The sequence below is a fragment of the Pontibacterium sinense genome (assembly GCF_015209595.1).
Taxonomy (GTDB): domain Bacteria; phylum Pseudomonadota; class Gammaproteobacteria; order Pseudomonadales; family Balneatricaceae; genus Pontibacterium; species Pontibacterium sinense.
The window spans coordinates 41,603-65,108 of the sequence record NZ_JADEYS010000015.1; the positions used below are offsets into that span (position 1 = coordinate 41,603).

The following is a 23,506-nucleotide window of genomic DNA, read 5'->3' on the forward strand; positions in this document are numbered from 1 at the left end:
AAATCTCCAAATCTTGTCTGCAGGTGTGGATCAAATCAGATCCGCTGCGTCTTCCATCAACACACGACGTGCTACGATGACGCGCATAATTTCGTTGGTGCCTTCCAGGATACGGTGTACGCGGTTATCACGTACATAACGTTCCATTGGATACTCTTTGATGTAACCGTTACCACCAAAAATCTGTAACGCCTCATCAGCCACATTAAAGCCAACATCCGTCGCGAAACGTTTTGCCATCGCACAGTATGCGGCTTTGTCCGCGTGGCCCGCATCCAGTTTAGACGCTGCCAATCGAACCATCTGACGCGCTGCAACCAGTTCAGTCACCATGTCGGCCAGTTTGAACTGCAGGGCCTGGAAGTTCGCCAGCTCTTTACCAAACTGTTTGCGCTCATGCATATATTCGCGAGCACGATTCAGCGCAGCCTGTGCAGTACCAATGGAACAGGTTGCGATATTGATACGACCGCCATCGAGACCTTTCATGGCGATCTTGAAGCCGTCGCCTTCGTTACCCAGCAAAGCGGACGCAGGTACAACAACATCTTCAAACGTAATCATGCGGGTTGGCTGACTGTTCCAACCCATCTTTTCTTCTTTACGGCCGTAAACGATGCCTTCAGCCTTAGCGTCTACTGCAAATGCAGAGATACCTTTTGGTCCATCAACACCGGTACGAGCCATAACGACCAGTACATCGGTGCTACCAGCGCCGGAGATAAAGATCTTGCTGCCGTTCAGGATGTAGTTATCACCTTCACGACGCGCGGTGGTTTTCAGGGAGGCTGCATCGGAGCCTGCATTCGGCTCGGTCAGGCAGTAAGACGCCAGTTTTTGACCAGCGGTTAGCTCAGGGCACCACTGTTGACGGGTATCTTCGTTACCGAAGTCCGCAATCATCCAGGTTGCCATGTTGTGGATAGTGATGAACGCTGTGGTTGAGGTGCAACCCATCGCCAGCTGTTCAAAAATAATACTGGCATCCAGGCGACTCAGGCCTAACCCGCCTACGTCTTCCGGTGAATACAGGCCACAAAAGCCCATCTCACCTGCGGCACGCAGTACGTCTACCGGGAAAGTCTGTTCCTGATCCCATTCGGCGGCATGGGGTTCAAATTCGTTTTGTGCAAAGGCACGGGCCATGTCGGCGAATGCAATCTGGTCTTCATTCAGCTCGAAATCCATCGCTCTCTCCTACGTGGAAGGGAGTCGCGAAATGATTCGCGCTCCCTTCTCGGTTTTTCTTCTGTTGTTTTCTGGTACGTGCTGAAAATTACTTCAGCTGGATCGTGGTGTTTACACCGGTATCAATGTCGTCTTCGAACCAGCGAGCAGTCACAGTCTTAGTTTCTGTGTAGAAACGTACAGCCTGCTTACCGTAAGCGTGCTGGTCACCGTAGAAAGACTTTCTCCAGCCTGTGAAAGAGAACATTGGCAGAGGCACTGGTACAGGTACGTTGATACCAACCTGACCCACTTTGATCTCGTGCTGGTACTTACGTGCAGCTGCACCAGAAGAGGTGAACATGGACGTACCGTTACCGTATGGGTTGTTGTTGATCAGCTCGATCGCTTCGTCCAGCGTGTCAACTTCCAGAGCGATCAGCACAGGGCCAAAAATCTCTTCCTGGTAGATAGACATCTCAGTGGTCACACCACGGAACATGGTTGGACCCACCCAGTTACCGTCCGGATAGCCTTCAACCACAACATCAGAACCGTCGAGGATACACTCAGCGCCAGCATCTTTACCCTGCTGAATGAAGCCCAGAACTTTATCACGAGCCTGAGGGTTGATCTGAGGACCGTAACCTGCTTCTGGGTCATCCCATGCGCCCGGACGTACTTTCGCCAGCGCATCACGTACTTCTGGAATCCACTTACGGGATTCACCGACGAAGACAGCAACGGAGATCGCCATACAACGCTGACCCGCAGCACCCACAGATGCACCCGCGATGCTGTTAACAACCTGGTTCTTAGCCGCATCCGGCATGATAACCATGTGGTTTTTCGCACCGGCAAATGCCTGTACGCGTTTCATCTTATCGGTACCGGTACGGTAGATATGCTCACCAACAGCAACAGAACCTACGAAAGAGATCGCTGGTGTATCTTTGTGGGTCAGCAGCTGGTTAACAGCGTCTTTAGTACCGTGGACAACCTGCAGCAGACCTGCTGGTGCACCCGCTTCCTGGAACAACTCAGCCAGACGCATTGGCGTCAGCGGATCCTGCTCGGATGGCTTCAGTACAAATGTGTTACCGCAAGCAATCGCCATTGGGAACATCCACAGCGGAATCATTGCCGGGAAGTTGAAAGGAGTAATACCGACACATACACCCAGTGGCTGAGTGATGCTGTAGCAGTCGATCTTACGCGCTACGTTTTCGACTGTTTCGCCCATGCTCAGAGATGCAATGTTGCACGCGTGTTCTACAACTTCGATACCACGCCACACGTCGCCTTTTGCATCTTCAAACGTCTTGCCGGTTTCCTGCGCCAAGAGGGTTGCGATCTCGTCATGATTCTCTTTCAAAAGCGCCTGGTAGCGCAGCATCAGACGAGCGCGCTCACCAACTGGTGTCTCTTTCCAGGTTTCGAAAGCCGCTTTAGCCGCTTCAACTGCGCCTTCGACTTCCGCTTCAGTTGCACAAGGCACCTGCGCAATAACTTCCTGCGTCGCTGGATTAGTTACTGGGATAAAGTTCTGAGATTCGCTCTGAACGAATTCGCCGTTGATCAGGAGAGGTACTTGCTGAGTCATCGCTTTTACCTATGCCTCTGGTTAGTTGTTGTTATTCGTCTTTTGTTTGGAACGTTTCTTACGTTTGGAACGTGATGGTTAAGTTGTATCATGCGACCCTAAACTTCAGGATTGATAATCTTGTCTTATTGATGGACTATATTGCGATTCATTAGGTAATTTCCCTTATACATAGGTCGCATCTATGAGCACACCATCAAGCTGGCCGCTGCCTCCTGAAAGCATTCGCTTCGTTATTCCGCGCCGCGTCATTTCCGAGTTAGCTCAACATCCGCTCAGTAGCGGCCTGTACCCGCTAGGCATGGGATATTATCGACAAGCGACCGGACACCATATGGAACGGGACGTACACGACGATAACCTGCTGATCTATTGCCTTGATGGAGAAGGAGATTTAGAAGCCGGAGGCAAAAAACACCGTGTACGACCCGGTGATATATTGTTAATTCCTAAGGGCATCCCACATTCGTATAAAGCGCGCCGCAAGAATCCGTGGACGATTTACTGGGTCCATTTCCACGGCCACCATGCCAGTGATTTTGTACAACATCTTGCACTGCCGCGAAGCGACCTCCCCCATCTGGTGATGCCTATTGGTATCCACTCCCGACTGGTCAGTGATTTTGAAGCACTGCTGGAAGCCCGGGAATCCACCTACAACATCAATGCCTACATATGTGCTGCCAACCAGCTGCGCCAGATAATGGCGCATATCGCCCTGCTACAGCCTTTAGCACGTCATAAACAATCCGGGGAAGGCATTGATATCGAACGCGTTCACAGCCTGATGCAGGCACGCGCACACGAACAGCTGGATCTGGATACACTGGCTGAAACCGTTAACCTGTCGAAATACCACTTCGTAAAAAAATACAAAGAGATTACCGGCACAACACCTATCAACCACTTTATTCAGCTCAAAATCGAACGCGCCTGCCACCTGCTCGACACCACCAACAACAGCATCAACGAGATCGCTTTTGCGGTGGGATATGAAGATGCGTACTACTTTTCACGGATTTTCAAAAAACTGATGGGTGTATCACCGAGCCAATATCGAAAGATGCGTACGGGGGCGTTTCCATACAAAGGCGACTGAAGCACAGGCAGGTAGATCGGGATGAGTAACACAACGCCCAACCGAATTTAATACATCAAGAAACGAGAAAGCCGGGCAGTGTCAGACACGCCCGGCTGGAGAGAAAGCGGATTCGCCGCTGCCGCCCCTTCAAACAGCAACAGCCCGTTCCGTAGACGGGAACTTTGTAAGGCTTAGATCATCTCTACAGCAACGGCTGTGGCTTCACCACCACCGATACACAGGGACGCAACGCCTTTCTTAAGGCCTTTCTGCTTCAGAGCGTGCAGCAGGGTTACCATGATACGTGAGCCGCTGGAACCGATCGGATGACCCAGCGCACACGCACCACCGCGCACGTTGACTTTATCCGCGTCCAGGCCCATCTCGTTGATAGCCAGCATGGACACTACAGCAAAGGCTTCGTTGATCTCATACAGATCTACGTCGTCCTTGCCCCAGCCAGCTTTATCCAGCGCTTTCTGGATTGCACCAATCGGTGCAATGGTGAACTCTGCTGGCAGCTGGGCGTGGGTAGAGTGAGAAACGATACGTGCCAGCGGCTGCAGGCCACGCGCGTTTGCTTCAGACTCTTTCATCAGCAGAAGCGCGGAACCACCATCAGAGATGGAGCTGGAGTTCGCAGCAGTCACGGTGCCGTCTTTCTTGAACGCTGGACGCAGACCACGGATCTTATCAATACGCGCATTACCCGGCTGCTCATCGGTATCTACAACCACTTCACCCTTACGGGTTTTAATGGTTACAGGCGCGATCTCTTCTTTGAACTCACCGGCTTCAATTGCCGCCAGCGCTTTGTTCAGGGAACCGATGGCAAAATCGTCCATGCCTTCACGAGTGATGTTGTAATCATCCGCACTCTTCTGAGCGAAAGTACCCATCAGACCACCTTCGTAGGCATCTTCCAAACCATCCAGGAACATGTGGTCCATAACCTGACCGTGTCCCATACGCATACCCTGACGCGCTTTAGGCAGGATGTAAGGAGCCTGGCTCATGCTTTCCATACCACCGGCAACCATGATGCTGGCGGAGCCCGCCAGAATCTGATCGTGCGCCAGCATTACGGCTTTCATACCCGAACCACACATTTTGTTGACCGTGGTTGCACCGGCTGCATCAGGAATACCAGCAGCGCGAGAAGCCTGACGCGCCGGAGCCTGACCGAGACCCGCCGGCAATACGCAGCCCATCACAACCTCATCGACATCTTCAGCCTGCACACCAGCACGCTCAATGGCAGCTTTGATAGAAGTGGCACACAGATCCGGTGCACGCACATCGCTCAGTGAACCCGCCATGCCGCCCATCGGGGTGCGCGCTGCGCTCACAATCACTACTGCATCCTGACTCATATTTTTCACCTTAAAAACACATTAAATGTTTACGTTAACGTAAGCTTATAGACACAAAAAAAGGGTGCAAGGTTGCACCCTTTTTACATGTATCGCTTAGCTGAAGTTACGCTTAATCAGCTTCTGCACTTCACCAACAATACCATTACGGAATGCCAGTACACAGACAACAAAGATCAGACCCATGATGATGTGGATATAGTTACCCAATTCACCACCGGACAGGTAATTCTGGATCGCAACAACAGACGCAGCGCCTACGATTGGACCAAAGATCGTACCCATACCACCCAACAAGGTCATCAGAACGACTTCACCAGACATGTGCCAATGCGCATCAGTCAAGGATGCCAACTGGAAGACCAGAGTCTTCGTGGAGCCAGCAAGACCCGCCAGAGCTGCAGAAATTATAAACGCTGCCCACTTGTAGTCATTTACGTTATAGCCCAAGGACACCGCACGTGGTTCGTTTTCACGGATCGCCTTCAGAATCTGACCAAATGGAGAGTGGATCGTACGATTCACTACCCAGAAGCCGAACAAGAAGATCGCAAACACGAAGTAGTACATGTTCATGTTGTCGTTCAGGTCGATGAAGCCAAGCAAGTTACCACGTGGTACACCCTGCATGCCGTCCTCACCACCGGTAAACGGAGCCTGCAAATACAGGAAGAACACCAACTGAGCCAGTGCCAGAGTCACCATCGCAAAATAGATACCCTCTCGCTTAACGGCCAGCTTACCGTATACAGCCCCCAACAAACCCGCCGCAATTGTGCCGCAAACGACACCCAGTTCAGGCGTTAGACCCGCATTCGTCATCAGGTAACCTGTGACGTAACCACCCGTACCCAAAAACGCCGCGTGACCAAAAGACAACAGACCTACGAAACCCAGCAGCAGGTTAAATGCACACGCGAACAGCGCGAAACACAAAACCTTCATCAGAAATACTGGGTAAAGAACGAAAGGTGCAACCAGACCAAGACCTATCAGCGCAATTGCTGTTTTATTCATTTTCATCTCGGCATCCCCCTACGCTTCTTTACCGAACAGACCGGCTGGCTTAGTCAGCAGCACGATCACCATCACTGCAAAGATCACAGTGGTGGACGCTTCCGGATAGAAATACTTCGTCAGACCTTCTACAACACCCATCCCGAGACCGGTCAGTATGGCCCCACCAATTGAGCCCATGCCGCCAATTACGACGATGGCGAACACCACTATGAGCATGTTCGAGCCCATATCAGGTGATACGGAGTACACCGGAGCCGCCATAACACCTGCGAAACCAGCCAGACCTACACCAAAACCAAAGGTCAGCGTAACGATCAGTGGTACGTTGATACCAAACGCCTGCATCATCGACGGATTTTCTGTGCCTGCGCGCAAATATGCACCCAGTTTCGTTTTCTCAATCATGTACCAGGTACCGGCACAGACGATCAACGAAGCAACAATGATCCACGCACGATAGTTAGGCAGGTACATAAATGGCAGACGGTTACCGCCTTTCAACTCTTCTGGAATCGCATAAGACATACCAGATGAACCGAACATATGTGTAAATGCACCCTGCAGGATCAGAGCAATACCGAAAGTAAGGAGCAAGCTATAGAGGTGATCTTCATTGGCGATAGGACGCAAAAGATAGCGCTCCATCATGACACCGATAAAACCTACTGCCAGCGGCACAACAATCAGTGCAGCCCAGTAGTTAATTCCCATGTAGTGCAGAGCCATCCAAGCAAAGAATGCACCCAGCATATACATTGCGCCTTGCGCAAAGTTAATAATTTTTAGCAGACCAAAAATGATTGCGAGACCCAAACTGAGCAACGCATAAAATGAGCCATTGATCAGGCCCACAAGCAGCTGGCCGAAAAGGCCAAACAGGTTAATACCGAGAAATGTCGCCATAACTCTCCACCCCAAGCCGGATATAGAGCTGCACTGAATGCGCAGCCAGACCGGAAATTACCGTCCGTTAAAGATGAATAGGGCTGCCGCCAAACGGCAGCCCCGACCTCTTACCGGAACAACTTATTGTTGTTATTTAAAGTCACACTGAGCCATCATTGGCTGGAACGCTTCGTTACCCGGGATGACTTTCTCTACTTCGTAGATGTCATCCGCGCTCTTGCGCTCATCAGCTTTCTTGATACGTACCTGGTACATATCGTGAACCATACGACCGTCGTTACGCAGCTCTGCGTTACGTGCGAAGAAATCGTTTGGCTTGTTGGCCTTCATGACTTTCATAACTGCATCAGAATCATCAGTACCTGCTTCTTTGATAGAGTTCAGGTAATGCATGGTCATAGAGTATGCACCCGCCTGACCCATTGCAGGGATTGAACCGTGACGCTCTTTGAAGCGTGCGGACCACTGACGAGTCTGGTCATCCAGATCCCAGTAGAAACCAGTAGTCAGCTTCATGCCACCAGCGATGTTTGGATCCAGCGCCTGTGCGTTTGGCGTGAATACCAGCAGACCCGCAACATCCATCATTTCAGTCAGACCGAACTCAGCCGCTGTTTTCAGGGAGTTGATGAAGTCAGAACCCGCGTTTGCCAGAGCAACTACGTCAGCACCAGAAGACTGAGCCTGCAGGATGTAAGAAGAGAAATCAGTTGTGCCCAGTGGAGCACGAACCGCACCCACTACTTCACCGCCATTGCCATTGATAACGCCGGAAGCTACTTTTTCCAGTGCATGACCAAACGCGTAGTCAGCGGTGATGAAGAACCATTTTTTCTTACCAGCCTGTACCATTGGCTTAACAGTACCGTTAGCCAGAGATACTACGTTGTAAGTCCAGTGCGCGTTGTAAGGAGAGCATGCTTTAGTGGTGAACGCATGAGATGCAGACGTAGAGATCAGAGCGATCTTCTTGTTATCTGTCAGTACTTTAGTAACAGCACCAGTTACAGAAGATGCAACCAGACCGGTTACAGCATCAACTTCCTGGCTTTCTACCCACTCACGTACTTTCGCAGAACCAACGTCAGGCTTGTTCTGATCGTCCGCACTAACAACTTCGATCGGCTTACCCAATACAGTGCCGCCAAAGTCCTCAACCGCCATTTTCACAGCAGTAACACAACCTGGACCACATACGTCAGCGTAAACGCCGCCCATATCTGCCAGTACGCCAATTTTTACTTTGTCATCAGACACGCCTGCTGCGTGAGCACCAGATACGGCAAAAACGGACGCTACAGCTGCGGAAAGCAGTGATTTCTTCAGTGATTTCATCGTTATTCTCCTGGTAGAGCTTTTTATTGTTATTCAATATTTAGGTGCTATCGGTTCGACCCGTCCTTTAGGTACGCATCAGACCATATAGCTTCCTGGAATTTCCGGATTTAGACACCCAGATAGGTATTGAGCATTTCAGCTTTTGCTTCCAGCTCATGTGCATGCACTTCTTCTACAATGTGCCCATGCTCCATTACGTAGTGACGATCTGCGATTGGCGCAGCAAAACGGAAGTTCTGCTCAACCAGCAAGATGGTCAGACCACGCTCTTTCAACTTGAGCAACACTTCTCCAAGCGTCTTAACAATTACCGGGGCCAGACCTTCGGTAATTTCATCAAGCAGCAGGATATTTGCACCGGTGCGCAGAATGCGGGCTAAAGCCAACATCTGCTGTTCCCCACCCGACAAGCGCGTGCCCTGACTCATGCGACGCTCGTAAAGGTTAGGAAACATTTCGTAGATCTCTTCAACACTCATGCCGTCACTGCGAACCGCCGGTGGCAACATCAGGTTTTCTTCTACGTTAAGGCTGGAAAAAATTGCACGTTCTTCCGGGCAAAACCCCATTCCCAGATGCGCAATTTTGTGGGCAGGCATATCAATGGTTTCACGACCATTAATGTTGATGCTGCCAGTACGTTTGCCCACCATATTCATGATGGAACGCAGCGTGGTCGAACGACCAGCACCATTACGGCCCAGCAGGGTAACCAACTCGCCCTGCATAACCGTCATATCAATACCGTGCAGGATGTGCGACTCGCCATAAAATGCGTGCAGATCACTGATACGGAGTTTTTCATCACCGACCGTGCTCATGCTGTCACCTCCGATTTAGCCGCCTGCTGGGCTTTATCTGCTTCAGTACCGGGTACAACTTCATCTTCGGAAACACCCAGATACGCTTCACGTACTCGCGGATCAGCAGACACAGTCTCGTAGTTACCTTCTGTCAGAATCGCGCCACGCTGCAATACCGTAATTTGGTCTGCCAACTTCGATACAACATGCAGGTTATGCTCAACCATCAGAATGGTGCGGTCTTTAGATACACGTTTGATCAAGTCAGATACAACGTCTACATCTTCGTGACCCATGCCCTGTGTTGGCTCATCGAGCAACATCAGTTCAGGATCCAACGCCAATGTCGTTGCAATCTCGAGCGCTCGCTTACGACCGTAGGACAGGTCAACAGTGGTTGCATGGACAAAGTCCTGCAGACCAACTGCTTCCAGCAGCTCAATTGCACGATCATTCAGCTTATTGAGGACTTTATCTGACTTCCAGAAATGGAAACTATTACCCTCTTTTCGCTGAAGCGCGATGCGAACGTTTTCCAGAACAGTCAGGTGTGGAAAGACTGCGGAAATCTGGAATGAACGAATTACCCCTTTGCGTGCAATCGCGGCGGACTGCATCTGAGTAATGTCTTCTCCGTTGTAAAGGATCTGACCACGTGTAGGAATCAGAAACTTAGTTAGAAGGTTAAAAACGGTGGTTTTACCAGCACCATTGGGGCCGATAAGTGCGTGAATAGAGCCACGCTCAACGTTTAAATTTACATTATCTACTGCCGTGAAACCTTTGAATTCTTTAACCAAATCAGAGGTTTGCAGCACGTAATCGACACTCATGCGGAACCCAAGCCTCGCCGTTATTATTGTTATTGTTACCAGTTCAAATTCACTGGAAGATGCTTACTTTTGCGTAAGCCGTGACCCAAAATTAGCAATTTCCCCTACAGGAAGCCAAGTACTACTTTAGTCTAATCTGGGGTGTTTTACCCCCTAAAACCAGTAAAAACCCCTTACAAATCAAGCCGATAACCCAAATATACCCAATTGTGCTAAAATATGTGAATTCCCTTATTCATCTTTACGTTTACGTAAACTTCCTTTACGCTAACCTAAAACGTGGTAGTACGAAGTAATGAACTTTAAAAAGACCTATTCGATCAGTGAACTCTCGCAAGAGTTTGACGTAACAACGCGCAGCATTCGCTTCTATGAAGACCAGAGTTTGCTGACACCTGGCCGCCGGGGACAAACCCGCATCTACACCAGCCAGGATCGCGTGCGCTTGAAATTGATCCTACGGGGCAAGCGCTTAGGTTTCTCACTGGCCGAGATAAGAGAACTGTTTTCTCTATGGGACGAGACCACGAGTGGCAGCGAAAAACAGCTAAGTCTGCTGCTGATAAAGATTTCTGAAAAACGTGCGGAACTGGAACAGCAAATCAAAGACATTGCGATGGTACAGCTAGAGTTGGACAGCGCAGAGTCTCGCTGCAGAGACGCATTAAACGAACTGACAACTAAACAAAAACAACAACAGACCGAATAAAGCTGACTTCCAAGAGCCTGGTGCAATTAGGAAGCAGTTAATCGGCGAGCAATGGGTGAAATTATGATCTCACAATACTCTGGACTTAACTTTGGACTGGGCGAAACCATTGATATGCTGCGCGAGCAGATCAATAGCTTTGCAGCAAAGGAAATCGCACCACGTGCTGAAGAGATAGATCAGAAGAACGAATTCCCAAATGATCTGTGGCGCAAGTTTGGTGACATGGGCCTGCTCGGCATCACTGTTAAAGAAGAATACGGCGGTGTAGAGATGGGCTACTTGGCTCATGTCATTGCGATGGAAGAGATCAGTCGCGCATCCGCTTCTGTAGGTCTGTCCTACGGCGCACACTCCAACCTCTGTGTTAACCAGATTCACCGTAACGGTAACGAAGAGCAGAAACAGAAGTACCTGCCAAAACTGATCAGCGGTGAACATATCGGCGCGCTGGCGATGTCTGAGCCAAACGCCGGTTCCGACGTTGTTTCTATGAAGCTGCATGCACGCGACAACGGCGACCACTACCTGCTGAACGGCAACAAGATGTGGATCACCAACGGTCCTGATGCCAACACCTACGTTATCTACGCAAAAACGGATATTAAAGCAGGCCCTAAAGGCATCACTGCATTCATCGTAGAACGCGATTACCCTGGATTCTCCCGTCACCAGAAGCTGGATAAGCTGGGTATGCGCGGCTCCAACACCTGTGAGCTGGTGTTTGAAGACTGCCCGGTACCTAAAGAGAACATCCTGGGTGAACTGAACGGTGGTGTTAAGGTTCTGATGTCCGGTCTGGACTACGAGCGTCTGGTTCTGTCCGGTGGTCCTCTGGGTATCATGGAAGCAGCGATGGATATCGTCATTCCATACATCCGTGACCGTAAGCAGTTTGGCCAGTCTATCGGTGAATTCGAACTGGTCCAGGGCAAGGTCGCTGACATGTACTCCATCATGAACGCGTCTAAGTCTTACGTTTACATGGCAGCACAAGCAGCGGTACGCGGTGAAGCATCCCGTAAAGATGCGGCTGGCTGCATCCTCTACACTGCCGAAATGGCCACTAAGATCGCACTGGATGCTATCCAGCTGCTGGGTGGTAACGGTTACATCAACGAATTCCCTACAGGTCGTCTGCTGCGTGACGCGAAGCTGTACGAAATCGGTGCCGGCACGTCCGAAATCCGTCGTATGCTGATCGGCCGCGAGCTGTTCCTGAACAAGTAAGGCGCAACGCCCTACCCGGACCGCCTGCTGCTTCCTTATGACTACCTATATAAAAGGAAGCAGTAAGCCGTCCAGATCACTCTCTATTCAGGAATCAGTTTGAGGAGTCCGGTATGACCGTACTGCAAAGCAAAATCAATCCACGCGCAGAAGATTTTCTCAGCAACCATGAATCCATGGCAGAAGCTGTAAACGACCTGCGTGATAAAGTTGGCACCATTGAACAAGGCGGCGGCCCTAAGTACCAGGAACGCCACCTCTCCCGCGGCAAATTACTGCCACGCGAACGTATTAATGCTCTGGTTGACGAAGGTTCTCCATTCCTGGAGTTGTCCCAGATGGCTGCGTTCCAAGTGTATGATGATGTGATCCCGGCAGCGGGCATCATTGCAGGTATTGGCCGTGTTAGCGGCCAGGAATGCATGATCATCGCCAATGACGCTACCGTTAAAGGCGGCACCTACTTTCCGCTAACCGTTAAAAAGCACCTGCGTGCTCAGGAAATCGCTGAGCAAAACCACCTGCCATGTATCTATCTGGTCGATTCAGGCGGTGCGAACCTGCCACAGCAGGATGACGTGTTCCCGGATCGCGATCACTTCGGTCGTATCTTCTACAACCAAGCGCGCATGTCTTCTAAAGGCATCCCGCAGATCGCTGTCGTAATGGGCCTGTGTACTGCCGGTGGCGCCTATGTTCCTGCCATGGCGGATGAGTCTGTCATCGTGCGTAATCAGGGTACTATCTTCCTGGCGGGCCCTCCGCTGGTTAAAGCCGCAACCGGTGAAGTGGTCTCTGCAGAAGATCTGGGTGGTGCTGACGTTCACTGTAAAGTATCCGGTGTTGCCGATCACTACGCAGAAAACGATGCACACGCACTGCAGATCGCCCGTACAACCGTATCCAATCTGAACCGCAAGAAGAACCTGGATCTGGATATCCGCGAGCCAAAAGCACCGCTATACAGTGCTGATGAGATCTACGGCATCGTTGGCACCGATCTGAAGAAACCGTTCGACGTTCGTGAGATTATCGCGCGCATCGTGGACGGTTCTGAATTCGACGAATTCAAGAAAATGTACGGTACTACATTGGTGACCGGTTTCGCTCATATTCACGGTTATCCTGTGGGTATCGTGGCTAACAACGGCATTCTGTTCAGTGATTCCGCACAGAAAGGCGCACACTTCATAGAACTGTGCTGCCAGCGCAAAATTCCTCTGTTGTTCCTGCAGAACATCACCGGCTTCATGGTGGGTCAGAAATCTGAATCCGAAGGTATCGCTAAACACGGTGCCAAGCTGGTAACTGCAGTTGCATGTGCCAACGTGCCTAAGCTGACTGTACTGATCGGCGGCTCTTTCGGCGCAGGTAACTACGGCATGTGTGGTCGAGCTTACAGCCCGAACTTCCTGTGGATGTGGCCAAACGCACGTATCTCCGTGATGGGTGGCGAACAGGCAGCAGGCGTATTGGCTACCGTACGTCGCGACAACATGGATCGTCAGGGTCAGGAATGGTCCGCAGAAGACGAAGCAGAGTTCAAGAAACCGATCATCGACACCTACGAACATCAGGGTCACCCTTACTACGCCAGCGCGCGCCTGTGGGATGACGGTGTGATCGATCCGGCTCAGACTCGTGACGTTATTGGCATGGGCTTGTCTGCCGCTCTGAATAAACCGATCGCTGACACCAAGTTTGGTGTCTTCCGTATGTAAGGAGGCTGTTATGTCTAATAGCTTTGTATTACTGGAAAAAGGCAGCGACGGTGTTGCCCAGCTGATCATCAACCGCCCGGAAGTGCATAACGCTTTTGACGATGATGTGATCGAGCAGCTGATTACTCAGCTGGAAGCCTGTGACGAAGATCCTGAGATCCGCGTACTGGTGCTGCGCTCTAACGGCAAGAACTTCTCCGCCGGTGCTGATCTGGCATGGATGAAGCGCATGGCGCAGAACTCCCATGAGGAAAACGTACAGGACGCGGGTCGTCTGGCACGCCTGATGGAAGTACTGAACGATCTGTCCAAACCTACGATTGGTCTGGTACAAGGTGCTGCCTACGGTGGCGCGGTTGGGCTGGCAGCGTGCTGCGATATTGTTATCGCCGCTGAATCCAGCCAGTTCTGCCTGAGTGAAGTAAAAATCGGCCTGATCCCTGCCGTCATTAGCCCGTACGTGGTACGCGCCATTGGCGAGCGTCAGTCCCGCCGTTACTTTGTAACAGCAGAAGTCTTTACTGCCCGTCAGGCGCAGGAATTTGGTCTGGTTCACGAAGTCGTGGCCGATCCTGCACTGATGGACGATGCCTGTGCCCGCTTTGTGAAACAGCTGCGTCGTAACAGCCCGCAGGCGATGCATGCGGCCAAAGAGCTGATCTTTGCCGTTAGCAGCAAAGTCATCAATCAGGACGTGATCGATGACACCGCCCGCCGCATCGCCGACATTCGTGTCAGCGAAGAGGGTCAGGAAGGTCTGGGATCTTTCCTGCAGAAGCGCAAGCCAAACTGGATTCAGGAGTAAGCGACCATGTTCAACAAGATTTTGATTGCAAACCGTGGTGACCAGCAGGCTTGCCTGCTCGCGGCGAAGCCAAATCGCTTGCCCGCGCACGCAGTGCGTGCAGGAAATTTCGACACGGAGAACCGCTATGTTTAATAAAATTTTGATCGCTAACCGTGGCGAAATTGCCTGCCGCGTGATCCAGACAGCTCACCGTCTGGGTGTTAAGTGTGTCGCTGTCTACTCCGAAGCTGACGCAAATGCCCGCCACGTGGCGATGGCTGACGAAGCTTTCCTGCTGGGCCCTGCGCCAAGCACCGAAAGCTACCTGCGTGCCGATAAGATCATCGAGATCTGTAAACAGTCTGGCGCACAGGCCGTTCACCCGGGTTACGGCTTCCTGTCTGAGAACACAGAGTTCGCAGAAGCACTGGAAGCCAACGGCATCACCTTTATTGGCCCGCCTTCCTCTGCCATTGCAGCGATGGGTTCTAAGTCCGCGGCGAAAGAGATCATGTCTCACGCCAGCGTTCCACTGGTACCGGGTTATCACGGTGACGATCAGGACCCTGCCCTGCTGAAGCAGGAGTCTGAGAAGTGCGGTTTCCCACAGCTGCTGAAAGCGGTTGCCGGTGGTGGCGGTAAAGGGATGCGTGTTGTTGAATCCTTAGAGGAATTTGACGAAGCACTGGTATCTGCCTGCCGCGAAGCCAAAAAAGCATTTGGCAACCCGGACATGCTGATCGAGCGCTACCTGACTCAACCACGTCACGTTGAGATTCAGGTGTTCTGTGATAAGCACGGCAACGGCATCTATCTCGCCGAGCGTGACTGTTCAGTACAGCGTCGTCACCAGAAAGTCATTGAAGAAGCACCTGCACCGGGTCTGTCCGATGAAGTACGCGTAGCGATGGGTGAAGCGGCGGTACGTGCTGCACAAGCTATCGATTACGTCGGTGCCGGCACGGTTGAGTTCCTTTATGACGTCGATGGTTCATTCTACTTCATGGAGATGAACACCCGTCTGCAGGTTGAGCACCCGGTCACTGAGTTAATCACCGGACAGGATCTGGTGGAATGGCAGCTACGTATTGCCGACGGTTCCGAACTACCGATCACTCAGGATCAGGTCAAGGTACGCGGTCATGCACTGGAAGCCCGTATTTATGCGGAAGATCCGGACAACGACTTCTTGCCTGCCACCGGTAGCCTGAAATACCTGCGCACTCCGGCTGAAAACGCCCACGTGCGTGTTGATACCGGCGTTATCGAAGGTGATGAGGTCAGCGTTTTCTACGATCCAATGATCGCTAAACTGATCGTTTGGGATGAAAATCGCGAAGCGGCGATCAACCGCATGGTTCAGGCACTTGAGGAATACCGTATTGCGGGCCTTAAGACTAACACCCGCTTCCTGCGCAATCTGGCCGATGCCGGCCCATTCCGCGATCAGGATCTGGACACTGGCTTCATCGAGAAGCACCGCGAGCTCCTGTTCCCGGCCAGCCGTCTGGATCAGCAGTTCTGTCTGGCAATCGCTGCTGCTTATTTCCTTGAAACAGCAAAAGCCGGTAACACCATTAAGGTCGATACCTTCTCCCCATTCTCTTCACAGAACGGCTGGCGTCTGAACTCCGAATACGCCCGTCCAATGAAGCTGATGCTGGGCGAAGATCTGCACGAACTGAGCATTCTCGAACAGCAGTCTGAATATGAAGTCACTGTTGATGAAGCCAGCTACCGTGTATCCGCAACCCTGAATGACGATGCTCTGAACGTGATCATTAATGGTCATCGCCTGACGGTGCATTGTTTCCAGGATGGCGACAACCTGACCATCTTCCACGAAGGTGAGCAGTTCCAGTGCCGTCAGCATCGCGATACGTTCAGCGAAACTGAGCAGGCAGGTGACGCCTCTTTGGCTGCACCGATGAACGGTGCCGTGGTTGCCGTACTGGTCGAAAAAGGTCAGGAAGTGACCGCCGGTCAGACGCTGGTGATCATGGAAGCGATGAAGATGGAACACAGCATTTCGGCACCCACCGATGGTGTTGTGGCTGACATTTTCTTCGCTGAAGGTGATCTGGTGAATGAAGGTTCTGAACTGATCGCGCTGGATGCAGCGGATGAGGAGGCAGCGTAATGGCATTGCCATCCTCTCTGCCTTCTTCAGTCCGCATTGTGGAGGTCGGTCCTCGGGACGGCCTTCAGAATGAACCGGGCGACATCATCGCGACAGCGGTAAAAGTAGAGCTGATCAATCGGCTTGCTGATGCCGGTCTCAGTTACGTTGAAGCAGCCAGCTTTGTATCACCCAAGTGGGTTCCCCAGATGGGTGATGCGGCCGCTGTTCTGGCGGGTATCAATCGCAAACCGGGCGTCACCTATGCTGCCCTGACTCCGAACCTGCGTGGTCTGGAAGGTGCGATTGAAGCGAAAGCGGATGAGGTTGCCGTATTCAGCGCATCCTCTGAAGCCTTCACCCAGAAGAACATCAACTGCTCTATTAAGGAAAGTCTGGAACGTTTTCTGCCGGTAATCGAAACCGCTAAAGAACACGGTATCCGTGTGCGTGGTTACGTATCCACCGTTCTGGGCTGCCCTTACGATGGTGAGATTGCACCGGCACAAGTCGCAGCGGTCTGCCGCGACATGCTGGACATGGGTTGCTACGAGATCTCTTTGGGAGACACCGTTGGTGTGGGTACACCGCTAAAAGCGAAGAAAATGCTGGAAGCGGTCGCCAAAGAGGTGCCGGTTGAAAAGCTGGCAGCGCATTTCCACGACACCTACGGTCAGGCACTGGCGAATATCTACGCCGTGGTTGAAGAAGGTGTTGCGGTTATCGATACCTCAGTCGCAGGCCTTGGCGGTTGCCCATATGCACAAGGTGCATCAGGTAACGTCGCTACTGAAGATGTACTGTACATGCTCAACGGTCTGGGTATCGAAACCGGTATTGATCTTAATAAGCTGGTTCAGACCAGCCATTGGATCACCGGCCAGCTGGGACGCAGCAACGGTTCGAAAGTCGCACTTGCTATAGGCTGTGAAGACACGTAAAACCGATATAAAACAGCGCCTTCCACAATGGTAGGCGCTGCCTCGAAACAAAAAAAATAAAACCGAGGTAATAACAGATGAAGTCACAACCAGACTACATCACCGCACTGGATCTGCCGCTACCCGCACACGACCAGTTGCCAGAGGAATACCAGAAATACTTCTCTGTCTGCGAAGAGAAACTGGGCATGGTGCCCAACGTACTCAAAGCATACAGCCAGAATGCGACCCAACTGGACGTATTCTCCCGCTTCTATAACGAACTGATGTTCGGTGACAGCGGACTATCCGATCTGGAAAAAGAGATGATCGCCGTTGCCGTATCATCCTCTAACGCCTGCTACTACTGTCAGGTTGCCCATGGTGCCGCCGTCCGAGAATACTCCGGCGACCCGAAACTGGGTGAACTGATGGTGATGAATTATCGCGTTGCAGAGCTTTCCGAACGCCACCGGGCGATGCTTGATTTCTCCGTCAAGCTAACCGAATCCCCGAATGAAATGAGTGAAGATGACCGTCAGGCCCTGCGTGACGTTGGCTTCACCAATCGGGATATCTGGGATATCGCCAATATTGCTGGGTTTTATAACATGACCAACCGGGTCGCCAGCGCGGTGGATATGCAGCCGAATCCTGAATATCACAGCCACAGCCGATGATATTCAACGGTCTGAACTGTATGGGGCAGCACAGACCACACCAAACCCTTTTGAAATTTTAAAAAAATAACGAGCAAATGGGGTCAACAACGATGAGCAACATCCCTAGCTACACCAGCGGTCCTAGCACTAAGCCACTGATCGGTATGACCATCGGTGATAAGTTTGATGAAATCGCAACCACCTACCCCGATAACGACGCACTGATTGTTCGCCATCAGGGTATTCGCCTGACGTACGCCGAGCTGAAGCAGCGTGTAGATGAAGCTGCACGTGCATTCCTGGCAATTGGCGTAAAACGCGGCGACCGTGTTGGTATGTGGTCACCTAACTGCGCACAGTGGACCATCACCCAATTCGCCACAGCTAAAGTGGGCGCTATTCTGGTGAACGTTAACCCAGCTTACCGTCTGCACGAGCTGGAATACGCGATGAACCAGTCAGAAGCGAAATTCCTGGTCACCGCCGACAGCTTTAAGTCCTCCAATTACAGCCAGATGCTGTATGACCTGGCACCTGAGCTGAAAACCTGCGCTGAAGGTGAACTGCAGTCTGAAAAAATGCCCAACCTGAAAGGCATCATCAATCTGTCCGACGAAAAAATGGACGGCATGTGGCGCTGGGATGACTTCGTTGAAATGGCCGAGAAAATCGATGCCTCTCAGCTGGAGAAAATTCAGGCGGAGTTGCAGTTTGATGATCCAATCAATATTCAGTACACCTCTGGCACCACCGGTTTCCCGAAAGGCGCCGCACTGTCTCACCACAACATCCTGAACAACGGTTACTTCGTCGCTGAAAGCATGAACTTTACCGATCAGGATCGCCTGGTCATCCCTGTACCGCTGTACCACTGCTTCGGCATGGTGATGGGTAACCTGGGTTGTATGACGCACGGCGCGACGATGATCTACCCGGATGATGGTTTCGAACCAAAATCCGTACTGGAAGCCGTTGCAGAAGAACGCGCAACCGCACTGTACGGCGTGCCGACGATGTTCATCGCAGAGATGGAACATCCTGAGTTCGCTGAGTACGACGTATCCACGCTGCGCACCGGTATCATGGCCGGTTCCATCTGCCCTGCTGAAGTTATGAAAGCCGTAAACTCCAAGCTACACATGGAAGAAGTTCAGATCGCTTACGGCATGACTGAAACCAGCCCGGTATCCACTCAGACTGCGGCAGATGATCCATTCGAAAAACGTGTAACCACCGTTGGCCGTACCCAACCGCATCTGGAAACCAAACTGGTTGATCCAGCCACTGGCAACATTGTACCGCGCGGCGAAGTGGGCGAGCTGTGTACCCGTGGCTACAGCGTTATGCTGAAGTACTGGAACAACCCTGAAGCAACCGCTGGTTCAATTGATCCTGCGGGCTGGATGCACACTGAAGATCTGGCGACGATGGATGAAGAAGGTTACATCCAGATCGTAGGCCGTATCAAAGATATGGTCATCCGTGGTGGCGAAAACGTTTACCCGAAAGAGATCGAAGAGTTCCTGTACACCCACCCGTCCATCTCTGATGTGCAGGTAACCGGTGTACCCGATAAAAAATACGGTGAAGAACTGATCGCTTGGGTGAAACTGTCTCCAGGCGCAGAAAACGTGTCGGATGAAGATCTGCGCGCGTTCTGTAAAGGTAAGATCACCCACTTTAAGATCCCACGTTACTTCAAATTTGTGGACGAGTTCCCAATGACGGTAACCGGCAAGATCCAGAAGTTTAAGATGCGTGAAATCTCTATCGAAGAGCTGGGTCTGGACGACTAACAACAGCCCCTTCCTAGCCGTTTAACGCGAGTATCACAACGCCAGCCTTCGGGCTGGCGTTTTTGTTCCAGGTCCCTCCCCCAAATCTCTTTCCTTCGTCACGACTATGCTTAGTTCATAGGCGTGTCGTCATACGCTCGCCTGCTTCTGATAAGCGTGCCGGAGGGCCATATCATGCTGCGCTTTATAGGCCGAAATATTCTGACAGGACTGATCACCATCCTACCCGTGGTGCTCACCCTCTCTCTGATCTACTGGCTCGCTCATTCAGCCGAGCTAATCCTGGGTGGATCAATCCGCTCTCTATTTCCTAACACGCCTTACTGGCCCGGTCTGGGAGTGATCGCAGGGATCACCGTTGCCTTTCTGGTCGGACTCTTGATGCACGCTTACGTGTTCCAGCGTCTTTTTGAGCTGACCGAGAGCGTCCTCTATCACATGCCGCTGGTGAAGTCGGTATATGGCTCAATCCGCGACTTCTTTAACTACTTCTCCCCCACCGTGAAGAAAGAGTTTCAACAGGTGGTATCCATTACGCTCGCCGACAGCGGTATGGAGTTGATCGGATTTGTCACTCAGAACACCGCAGAACGGTTGCCAGAAGGGTTCAACAATAAAGACAGCGTTCTTGTGTACTTGCCGCTGAGCTACATGATCGGCGGGTATACCGTCCTGATACCGCGCAGTGCCGTTCGCCCGCTGGACATGAGCGTAGAGGACGCCATGCGCTTCACATTAACGGCCGGTATGACGGGGATAAACACACCGAGTCACCGTCCCGGACAATCGCTGCAGCAGAACTGAAAAACCTCGTCTAGACTGAGAATTCTGGAGATGTAAGTGGATGGAAAAAACACCTATATGATTGACCCAACTGGATACCCAATACAATGTTCAGCAATCGCCCAACCAAAAAACAGCTACGCAAGGACCACGAAGAAAAAATAGCCAGCTTTCTTGCCCATGGCGGCACAATCCAGAGCGTCCCTCCCGGCGCCAGCAGTCTGATTGACGGCAACTACAACAACCGCCATATCCGCCTCGAACGGCCTCATAAAACACGAACCGCCATACCCGAAGTGGTCGCAGCCATCGAAGCACGCCGTACGGCCAATAAAAAAGTAGCCAAGCCCACCAAGCAGGTCAGCCGTCACAAATCTTTGCGTAAGGTCGTGCTGGACGACTTTGGCGAACCGGTACGCGTCATCTGGACCAACCATTAGCGCCAGTTACAGTAAAGCCTGGCAGTGATAGCCTCTCAGTTGAGTGATCCTCAGCTAGACTAATATCAGAATCTTCACTGTCAGGAGTTTATGATGAAAATTATCATCCGCGTCACCTCCGAGCGAGACGGCACCGAGTGTTACATCAACACCGATAATATCGTCTACTTTACCCAGCAGGACGGCGAAGCAGGCACGCGCCTGTACTTTACCAGCGGTGAAATATCCCACCTGATCGTAAAAGAAACGCCGCAGCATATCCTGCAACAGATCAGGCAGCTCTAAAGGGCACCGATAAGACGGTAACGGCCTTGCAAAGCAGCACCAGACACGGCAAATTAGGGTTTATACCTATTCAAGGGAAAGCCCAATGCCTGCACTGGTTACCGATCATTACGAACAGAAATTAGACGCCGATACGATTATCCGCCAGTTGCAAGAGGCCTACCCCAACGGACCCAATCAGTTTCAGCTGGCCCCCGTCGATCAGCTGCACATTGGTGGCATCAAAGCCTCACTGAAACTGATCGAGCGCATTGGCGAACTCAAGCCAAATTCGGTGCTGGATATTGGCTCGGGTCTGGGTGGCCTGATGCGTTTGGTGGGAGATAAACTGGATCTGCAAATTATTGGTCTAGATATCACCCATCCACTCAATCATATCAATCAGCGTTTATCGGCTCTGAACGACGCGAATCCGATCCCGGCCTTAATCACCGGTGATGCGCATCATCTGCCTTTCCCAGACAACCAGTTTGACCTGATTGTATTTCAGCACAGCCTGCTGAATATGCCAGATGCCACTCTAGTGCTGAGCGAATGTAAACGCATACTCTCAGCGGAAGGCTCGATCCTCCTGCACGAAGTACTGGAAGGCCCGAACCATAGCAACATCAAATATCCCGTCCCTTGGGCACGCAGTGCCGACAGCTCCCACCTGCGCAGCCAGCAAGAACTGGAATCCCTCATTCAGTCGGCAGGGTTCAAGATCGATACATTCAGTGACTGGTCACAAGAAGCCTTGAGCTGGCGAAAACGTCAGTCGGAAAAAGAGCAGCAAGCGAAAGACAGCGGACAAGCCACCCAACCCCCCGTATCCCCTGCCCTTATCTTAGGTCCGGAGTTTGGTCAGATGGGGGCCAATGTGATGCGTAACCTTGGCAGCGAAGCCGCACGCGTGGTCGAGGTCTTAGCCCGGAGCATTGGCTAACGCCGAGCGAAAGATGGGATGAGTATGTTGCCCAGGATAACGGAATACTGAACAACATCAGCACGCTATAGAGACGTTTTTACGATTTGGGGTTATCCTTCCGTATAACGATAACTTGATAAGACGTCTAACGAGCAGCAAAAATGAATCTCAACGACCCTTTCGGACGAGTAAAGAAACAGCGTGAGAAAGAATATCACGCGTTGCGCACAACCTTGATGGATGCGGGGATTAACGACCGCCATGAAGCAGAAAAGCTACTTGAGACACTCGCCAAACGTGGCAAGTTCGGGCTGCTTATTATCATCCCCCTCACCCTGATTCTTGCCGCACTACTGCCACAATTTCAGATTGTGATTATTGCACTTGGCGGCCTGATCAGCGCATGGCTGTTCAAAACCACCACCCGCAGCAGACAACATATACGCCGGTATATCGAAGAAGAGCTCTCCCATGACGGAGACAGCCGGGAATTCTAGGGCTCACGCGTTGTTGAATAGCGGGGAGAAGCCTCAACGATCAGGTTTCCCCTCGCCCTTGCCTTATCAAATCAATTAAATTCAAGCGCCCACTAAACTGAGGGTACTACAAGTCTCGCCAGCGTAGCTGGACCAAGAGTTGAACGCCTTGTTGTAAGGCTACAGATACTCAACTGGACTACCTTCCTGCACATAGCCATATACCCTAAACCCGTGAGCTGTATGTTCGCCGGGAACATGAACTTTACGAAGCTCAGCAAGAACGAGATTCCTATGCTCTTCGTTTTCAGTTTGTATCTCGACCCACTCGATGTCTTTGTATCCACATTCTGAGAAATGGTAGAACCACTCTCCGTCCCAGTTTGATACGTGCCCGTTGGTGACACACTTCGTCCGCCACTTAGGACTATGACCGCCAAGGGCGTACATGGATTGCTGCAACTCGCGCCATTTGGTGTTGTTCATTATTGGGGACAAAGCTGAGCCCTCTATACCCTATAACTCCGGCTTAGGAGAGGATTTGGAG

Annotated in this window: 24 protein-coding genes; 15 read left to right on the forward strand and 9 right to left on the reverse strand. The window is 51.6% G+C overall.

Going from position 1 to position 23,506, the window contains the following annotated elements:
* Positions 1-30: 30 nt before the first annotated feature.
* Positions 31-1,188 (reverse strand): acyl-CoA dehydrogenase family protein, encoded by a 1,158-nt coding sequence (locus IOQ59_RS14425; RefSeq protein ID WP_193954091.1) that lies wholly within the window; start codon positions 1,186-1,188, stop codon positions 31-33.
* Positions 1,189-1,276: 88 nt separating this feature from the next.
* Positions 1,277-2,770: a CoA-acylating methylmalonate-semialdehyde dehydrogenase gene (locus IOQ59_RS14430; protein ID WP_193954092.1), complete on the reverse strand. Its 1,494-nt coding sequence runs from the start codon at positions 2,768-2,770 to the stop codon at positions 1,277-1,279.
* 184 nt (positions 2,771-2,954) lie between these two features.
* On the opposite strand from IOQ59_RS14430, the gene IOQ59_RS14435 reads away from it, so the two are divergent.
* Complete coding sequence (locus IOQ59_RS14435) at positions 2,955-3,869, forward strand: AraC family transcriptional regulator (RefSeq protein WP_193954093.1); 915 nt, start codon at positions 2,955-2,957, stop codon at positions 3,867-3,869.
* A gap of 173 nt (positions 3,870-4,042) precedes the next feature.
* Here IOQ59_RS14435 and IOQ59_RS14440 read toward each other — a convergent pair whose 3' ends face one another.
* The 6 genes from IOQ59_RS14440 to IOQ59_RS14465 form a co-directional block, all read right to left on the reverse strand.
* On the reverse strand, positions 4,043-5,224 hold the full coding sequence (locus tag IOQ59_RS14440) for a thiolase family protein (RefSeq protein ID WP_193954094.1): 1,182 nt from the start codon (positions 5,222-5,224) through the stop codon (positions 4,043-4,045).
* A gap of 96 nt (positions 5,225-5,320) precedes the next feature.
* Positions 5,321-6,247 (reverse strand): branched-chain amino acid ABC transporter permease, encoded by a 927-nt coding sequence (locus IOQ59_RS14445; protein WP_193954095.1) that lies wholly within the window; start codon positions 6,245-6,247, stop codon positions 5,321-5,323.
* A gap of 12 nt (positions 6,248-6,259) precedes the next feature.
* Positions 6,260-7,147: a branched-chain amino acid ABC transporter permease gene (locus IOQ59_RS14450; RefSeq protein ID WP_193954096.1), complete on the reverse strand. Its 888-nt coding sequence runs from the start codon at positions 7,145-7,147 to the stop codon at positions 6,260-6,262.
* A 132-nt stretch (positions 7,148-7,279) separates the two neighbouring features.
* The gene (locus IOQ59_RS14455) at positions 7,280-8,485 is read right to left on the reverse strand and encodes an ABC transporter substrate-binding protein (RefSeq protein WP_193954097.1); all 1,206 of its coding nucleotides are present in this window, start codon (positions 8,483-8,485) and stop codon (positions 7,280-7,282) included.
* A gap of 110 nt (positions 8,486-8,595) precedes the next feature.
* Complete coding sequence (locus IOQ59_RS14460; RefSeq protein WP_193954098.1) at positions 8,596-9,309, reverse strand: ABC transporter ATP-binding protein; 714 nt, start codon at positions 9,307-9,309, stop codon at positions 8,596-8,598.
* A complete protein-coding gene (locus IOQ59_RS14465) occupies positions 9,306-10,124 on the reverse strand; it encodes an ABC transporter ATP-binding protein (protein WP_193954099.1) in 819 nt (272 codons plus the stop codon). The genes IOQ59_RS14460 and IOQ59_RS14465 overlap by 4 nt, the downstream gene beginning before the upstream one ends.
* Before the next feature lie 295 nt (positions 10,125-10,419).
* Here IOQ59_RS14465 and IOQ59_RS14470 point away from each other — a divergent pair, with 295 nt between their 5' ends.
* The 14 genes from IOQ59_RS14470 to IOQ59_RS14530 all read left to right on the forward strand — a co-directional run bounded on the left by IOQ59_RS14470 (position 10,420) and on the right by IOQ59_RS14530 (position 22,980).
* The gene (locus IOQ59_RS14470; protein ID WP_193954100.1) at positions 10,420-10,833 is read left to right on the forward strand and encodes a MerR family transcriptional regulator; all 414 of its coding nucleotides are present in this window, start codon (positions 10,420-10,422) and stop codon (positions 10,831-10,833) included.
* 63 nt (positions 10,834-10,896) lie between these two features.
* Positions 10,897-12,063, forward strand: a complete 1,167-nt coding sequence (locus IOQ59_RS14475; protein ID WP_193954101.1) for an isovaleryl-CoA dehydrogenase — start codon at positions 10,897-10,899, stop codon at positions 12,061-12,063.
* A 113-nt stretch (positions 12,064-12,176) separates the two neighbouring features.
* Positions 12,177-13,784 (forward strand): carboxyl transferase domain-containing protein, encoded by a 1,608-nt coding sequence (locus IOQ59_RS14480; RefSeq protein ID WP_193954102.1) that lies wholly within the window; start codon positions 12,177-12,179, stop codon positions 13,782-13,784.
* Between the two features lie 10 nt (positions 13,785-13,794).
* Complete coding sequence (locus IOQ59_RS14485; protein ID WP_193954103.1) at positions 13,795-14,589, forward strand: enoyl-CoA hydratase/isomerase family protein; 795 nt, start codon at positions 13,795-13,797, stop codon at positions 14,587-14,589.
* Positions 14,590-14,595: 6 nt separating this feature from the next.
* Positions 14,596-14,724: a hypothetical protein gene (locus IOQ59_RS21390; RefSeq protein ID WP_255512553.1), complete on the forward strand. Its 129-nt coding sequence runs from the start codon at positions 14,596-14,598 to the stop codon at positions 14,722-14,724.
* Complete coding sequence (locus tag IOQ59_RS14490; RefSeq protein WP_193954104.1) at positions 14,717-16,711, forward strand: acetyl-CoA carboxylase biotin carboxylase subunit; 1,995 nt, start codon at positions 14,717-14,719, stop codon at positions 16,709-16,711. Before IOQ59_RS21390 ends, IOQ59_RS14490 begins: the two co-directional genes overlap by 8 nt.
* Positions 16,711-17,631, forward strand: coding sequence for a hydroxymethylglutaryl-CoA lyase (locus IOQ59_RS14495; protein ID WP_193954105.1), 921 nt, complete (start codon positions 16,711-16,713; stop codon positions 17,629-17,631). Before IOQ59_RS14490 ends, IOQ59_RS14495 begins: the two co-directional genes overlap by 1 nt.
* A gap of 77 nt (positions 17,632-17,708) precedes the next feature.
* Positions 17,709-18,290, forward strand: coding sequence for a peroxidase-related enzyme (locus tag IOQ59_RS14500; protein WP_193954106.1), 582 nt, complete (start codon positions 17,709-17,711; stop codon positions 18,288-18,290).
* Positions 18,291-18,382: 92 nt separating this feature from the next.
* Positions 18,383-20,068, forward strand: coding sequence for an AMP-binding protein (locus tag IOQ59_RS14505; protein WP_193954107.1), 1,686 nt, complete (start codon positions 18,383-18,385; stop codon positions 20,066-20,068).
* 174 nt (positions 20,069-20,242) lie between these two features.
* On the forward strand, positions 20,243-20,872 hold the full coding sequence (locus tag IOQ59_RS14510; protein WP_193954108.1) for a DUF502 domain-containing protein: 630 nt from the start codon (positions 20,243-20,245) through the stop codon (positions 20,870-20,872).
* An 86-nt stretch (positions 20,873-20,958) separates the two neighbouring features.
* The gene (locus IOQ59_RS14515; RefSeq protein ID WP_193954109.1) at positions 20,959-21,291 is read left to right on the forward strand and encodes a hypothetical protein; all 333 of its coding nucleotides are present in this window, start codon (positions 20,959-20,961) and stop codon (positions 21,289-21,291) included.
* 90 nt (positions 21,292-21,381) lie between these two features.
* Positions 21,382-21,576 carry a hypothetical protein gene (locus IOQ59_RS14520; protein ID WP_228050919.1) on the forward strand — a complete coding sequence of 65 codons (195 nt, stop codon included), beginning with the start codon at positions 21,382-21,384 and terminating at the stop codon, positions 21,574-21,576.
* Positions 21,577-21,661: 85 nt separating this feature from the next.
* Positions 21,662-22,501: a class I SAM-dependent methyltransferase gene (locus IOQ59_RS14525; RefSeq protein ID WP_193954111.1), complete on the forward strand. Its 840-nt coding sequence runs from the start codon at positions 21,662-21,664 to the stop codon at positions 22,499-22,501.
* A 143-nt stretch (positions 22,502-22,644) separates the two neighbouring features.
* A complete protein-coding gene (locus tag IOQ59_RS14530) occupies positions 22,645-22,980 on the forward strand; it encodes a hypothetical protein (RefSeq protein ID WP_193954112.1) in 336 nt (111 codons plus the stop codon).
* Positions 22,981-23,139: 159 nt separating this feature from the next.
* Here the strand turns inward: IOQ59_RS14530 and IOQ59_RS21525 are convergent, their stop codons facing one another.
* Positions 23,140-23,457 carry a DUF6678 family protein gene (locus IOQ59_RS21525; protein WP_307727016.1) on the reverse strand — a complete coding sequence of 106 codons (318 nt, stop codon included), beginning with the start codon at positions 23,455-23,457 and terminating at the stop codon, positions 23,140-23,142.
* Positions 23,458-23,506 lie beyond the last annotated feature (49 nt).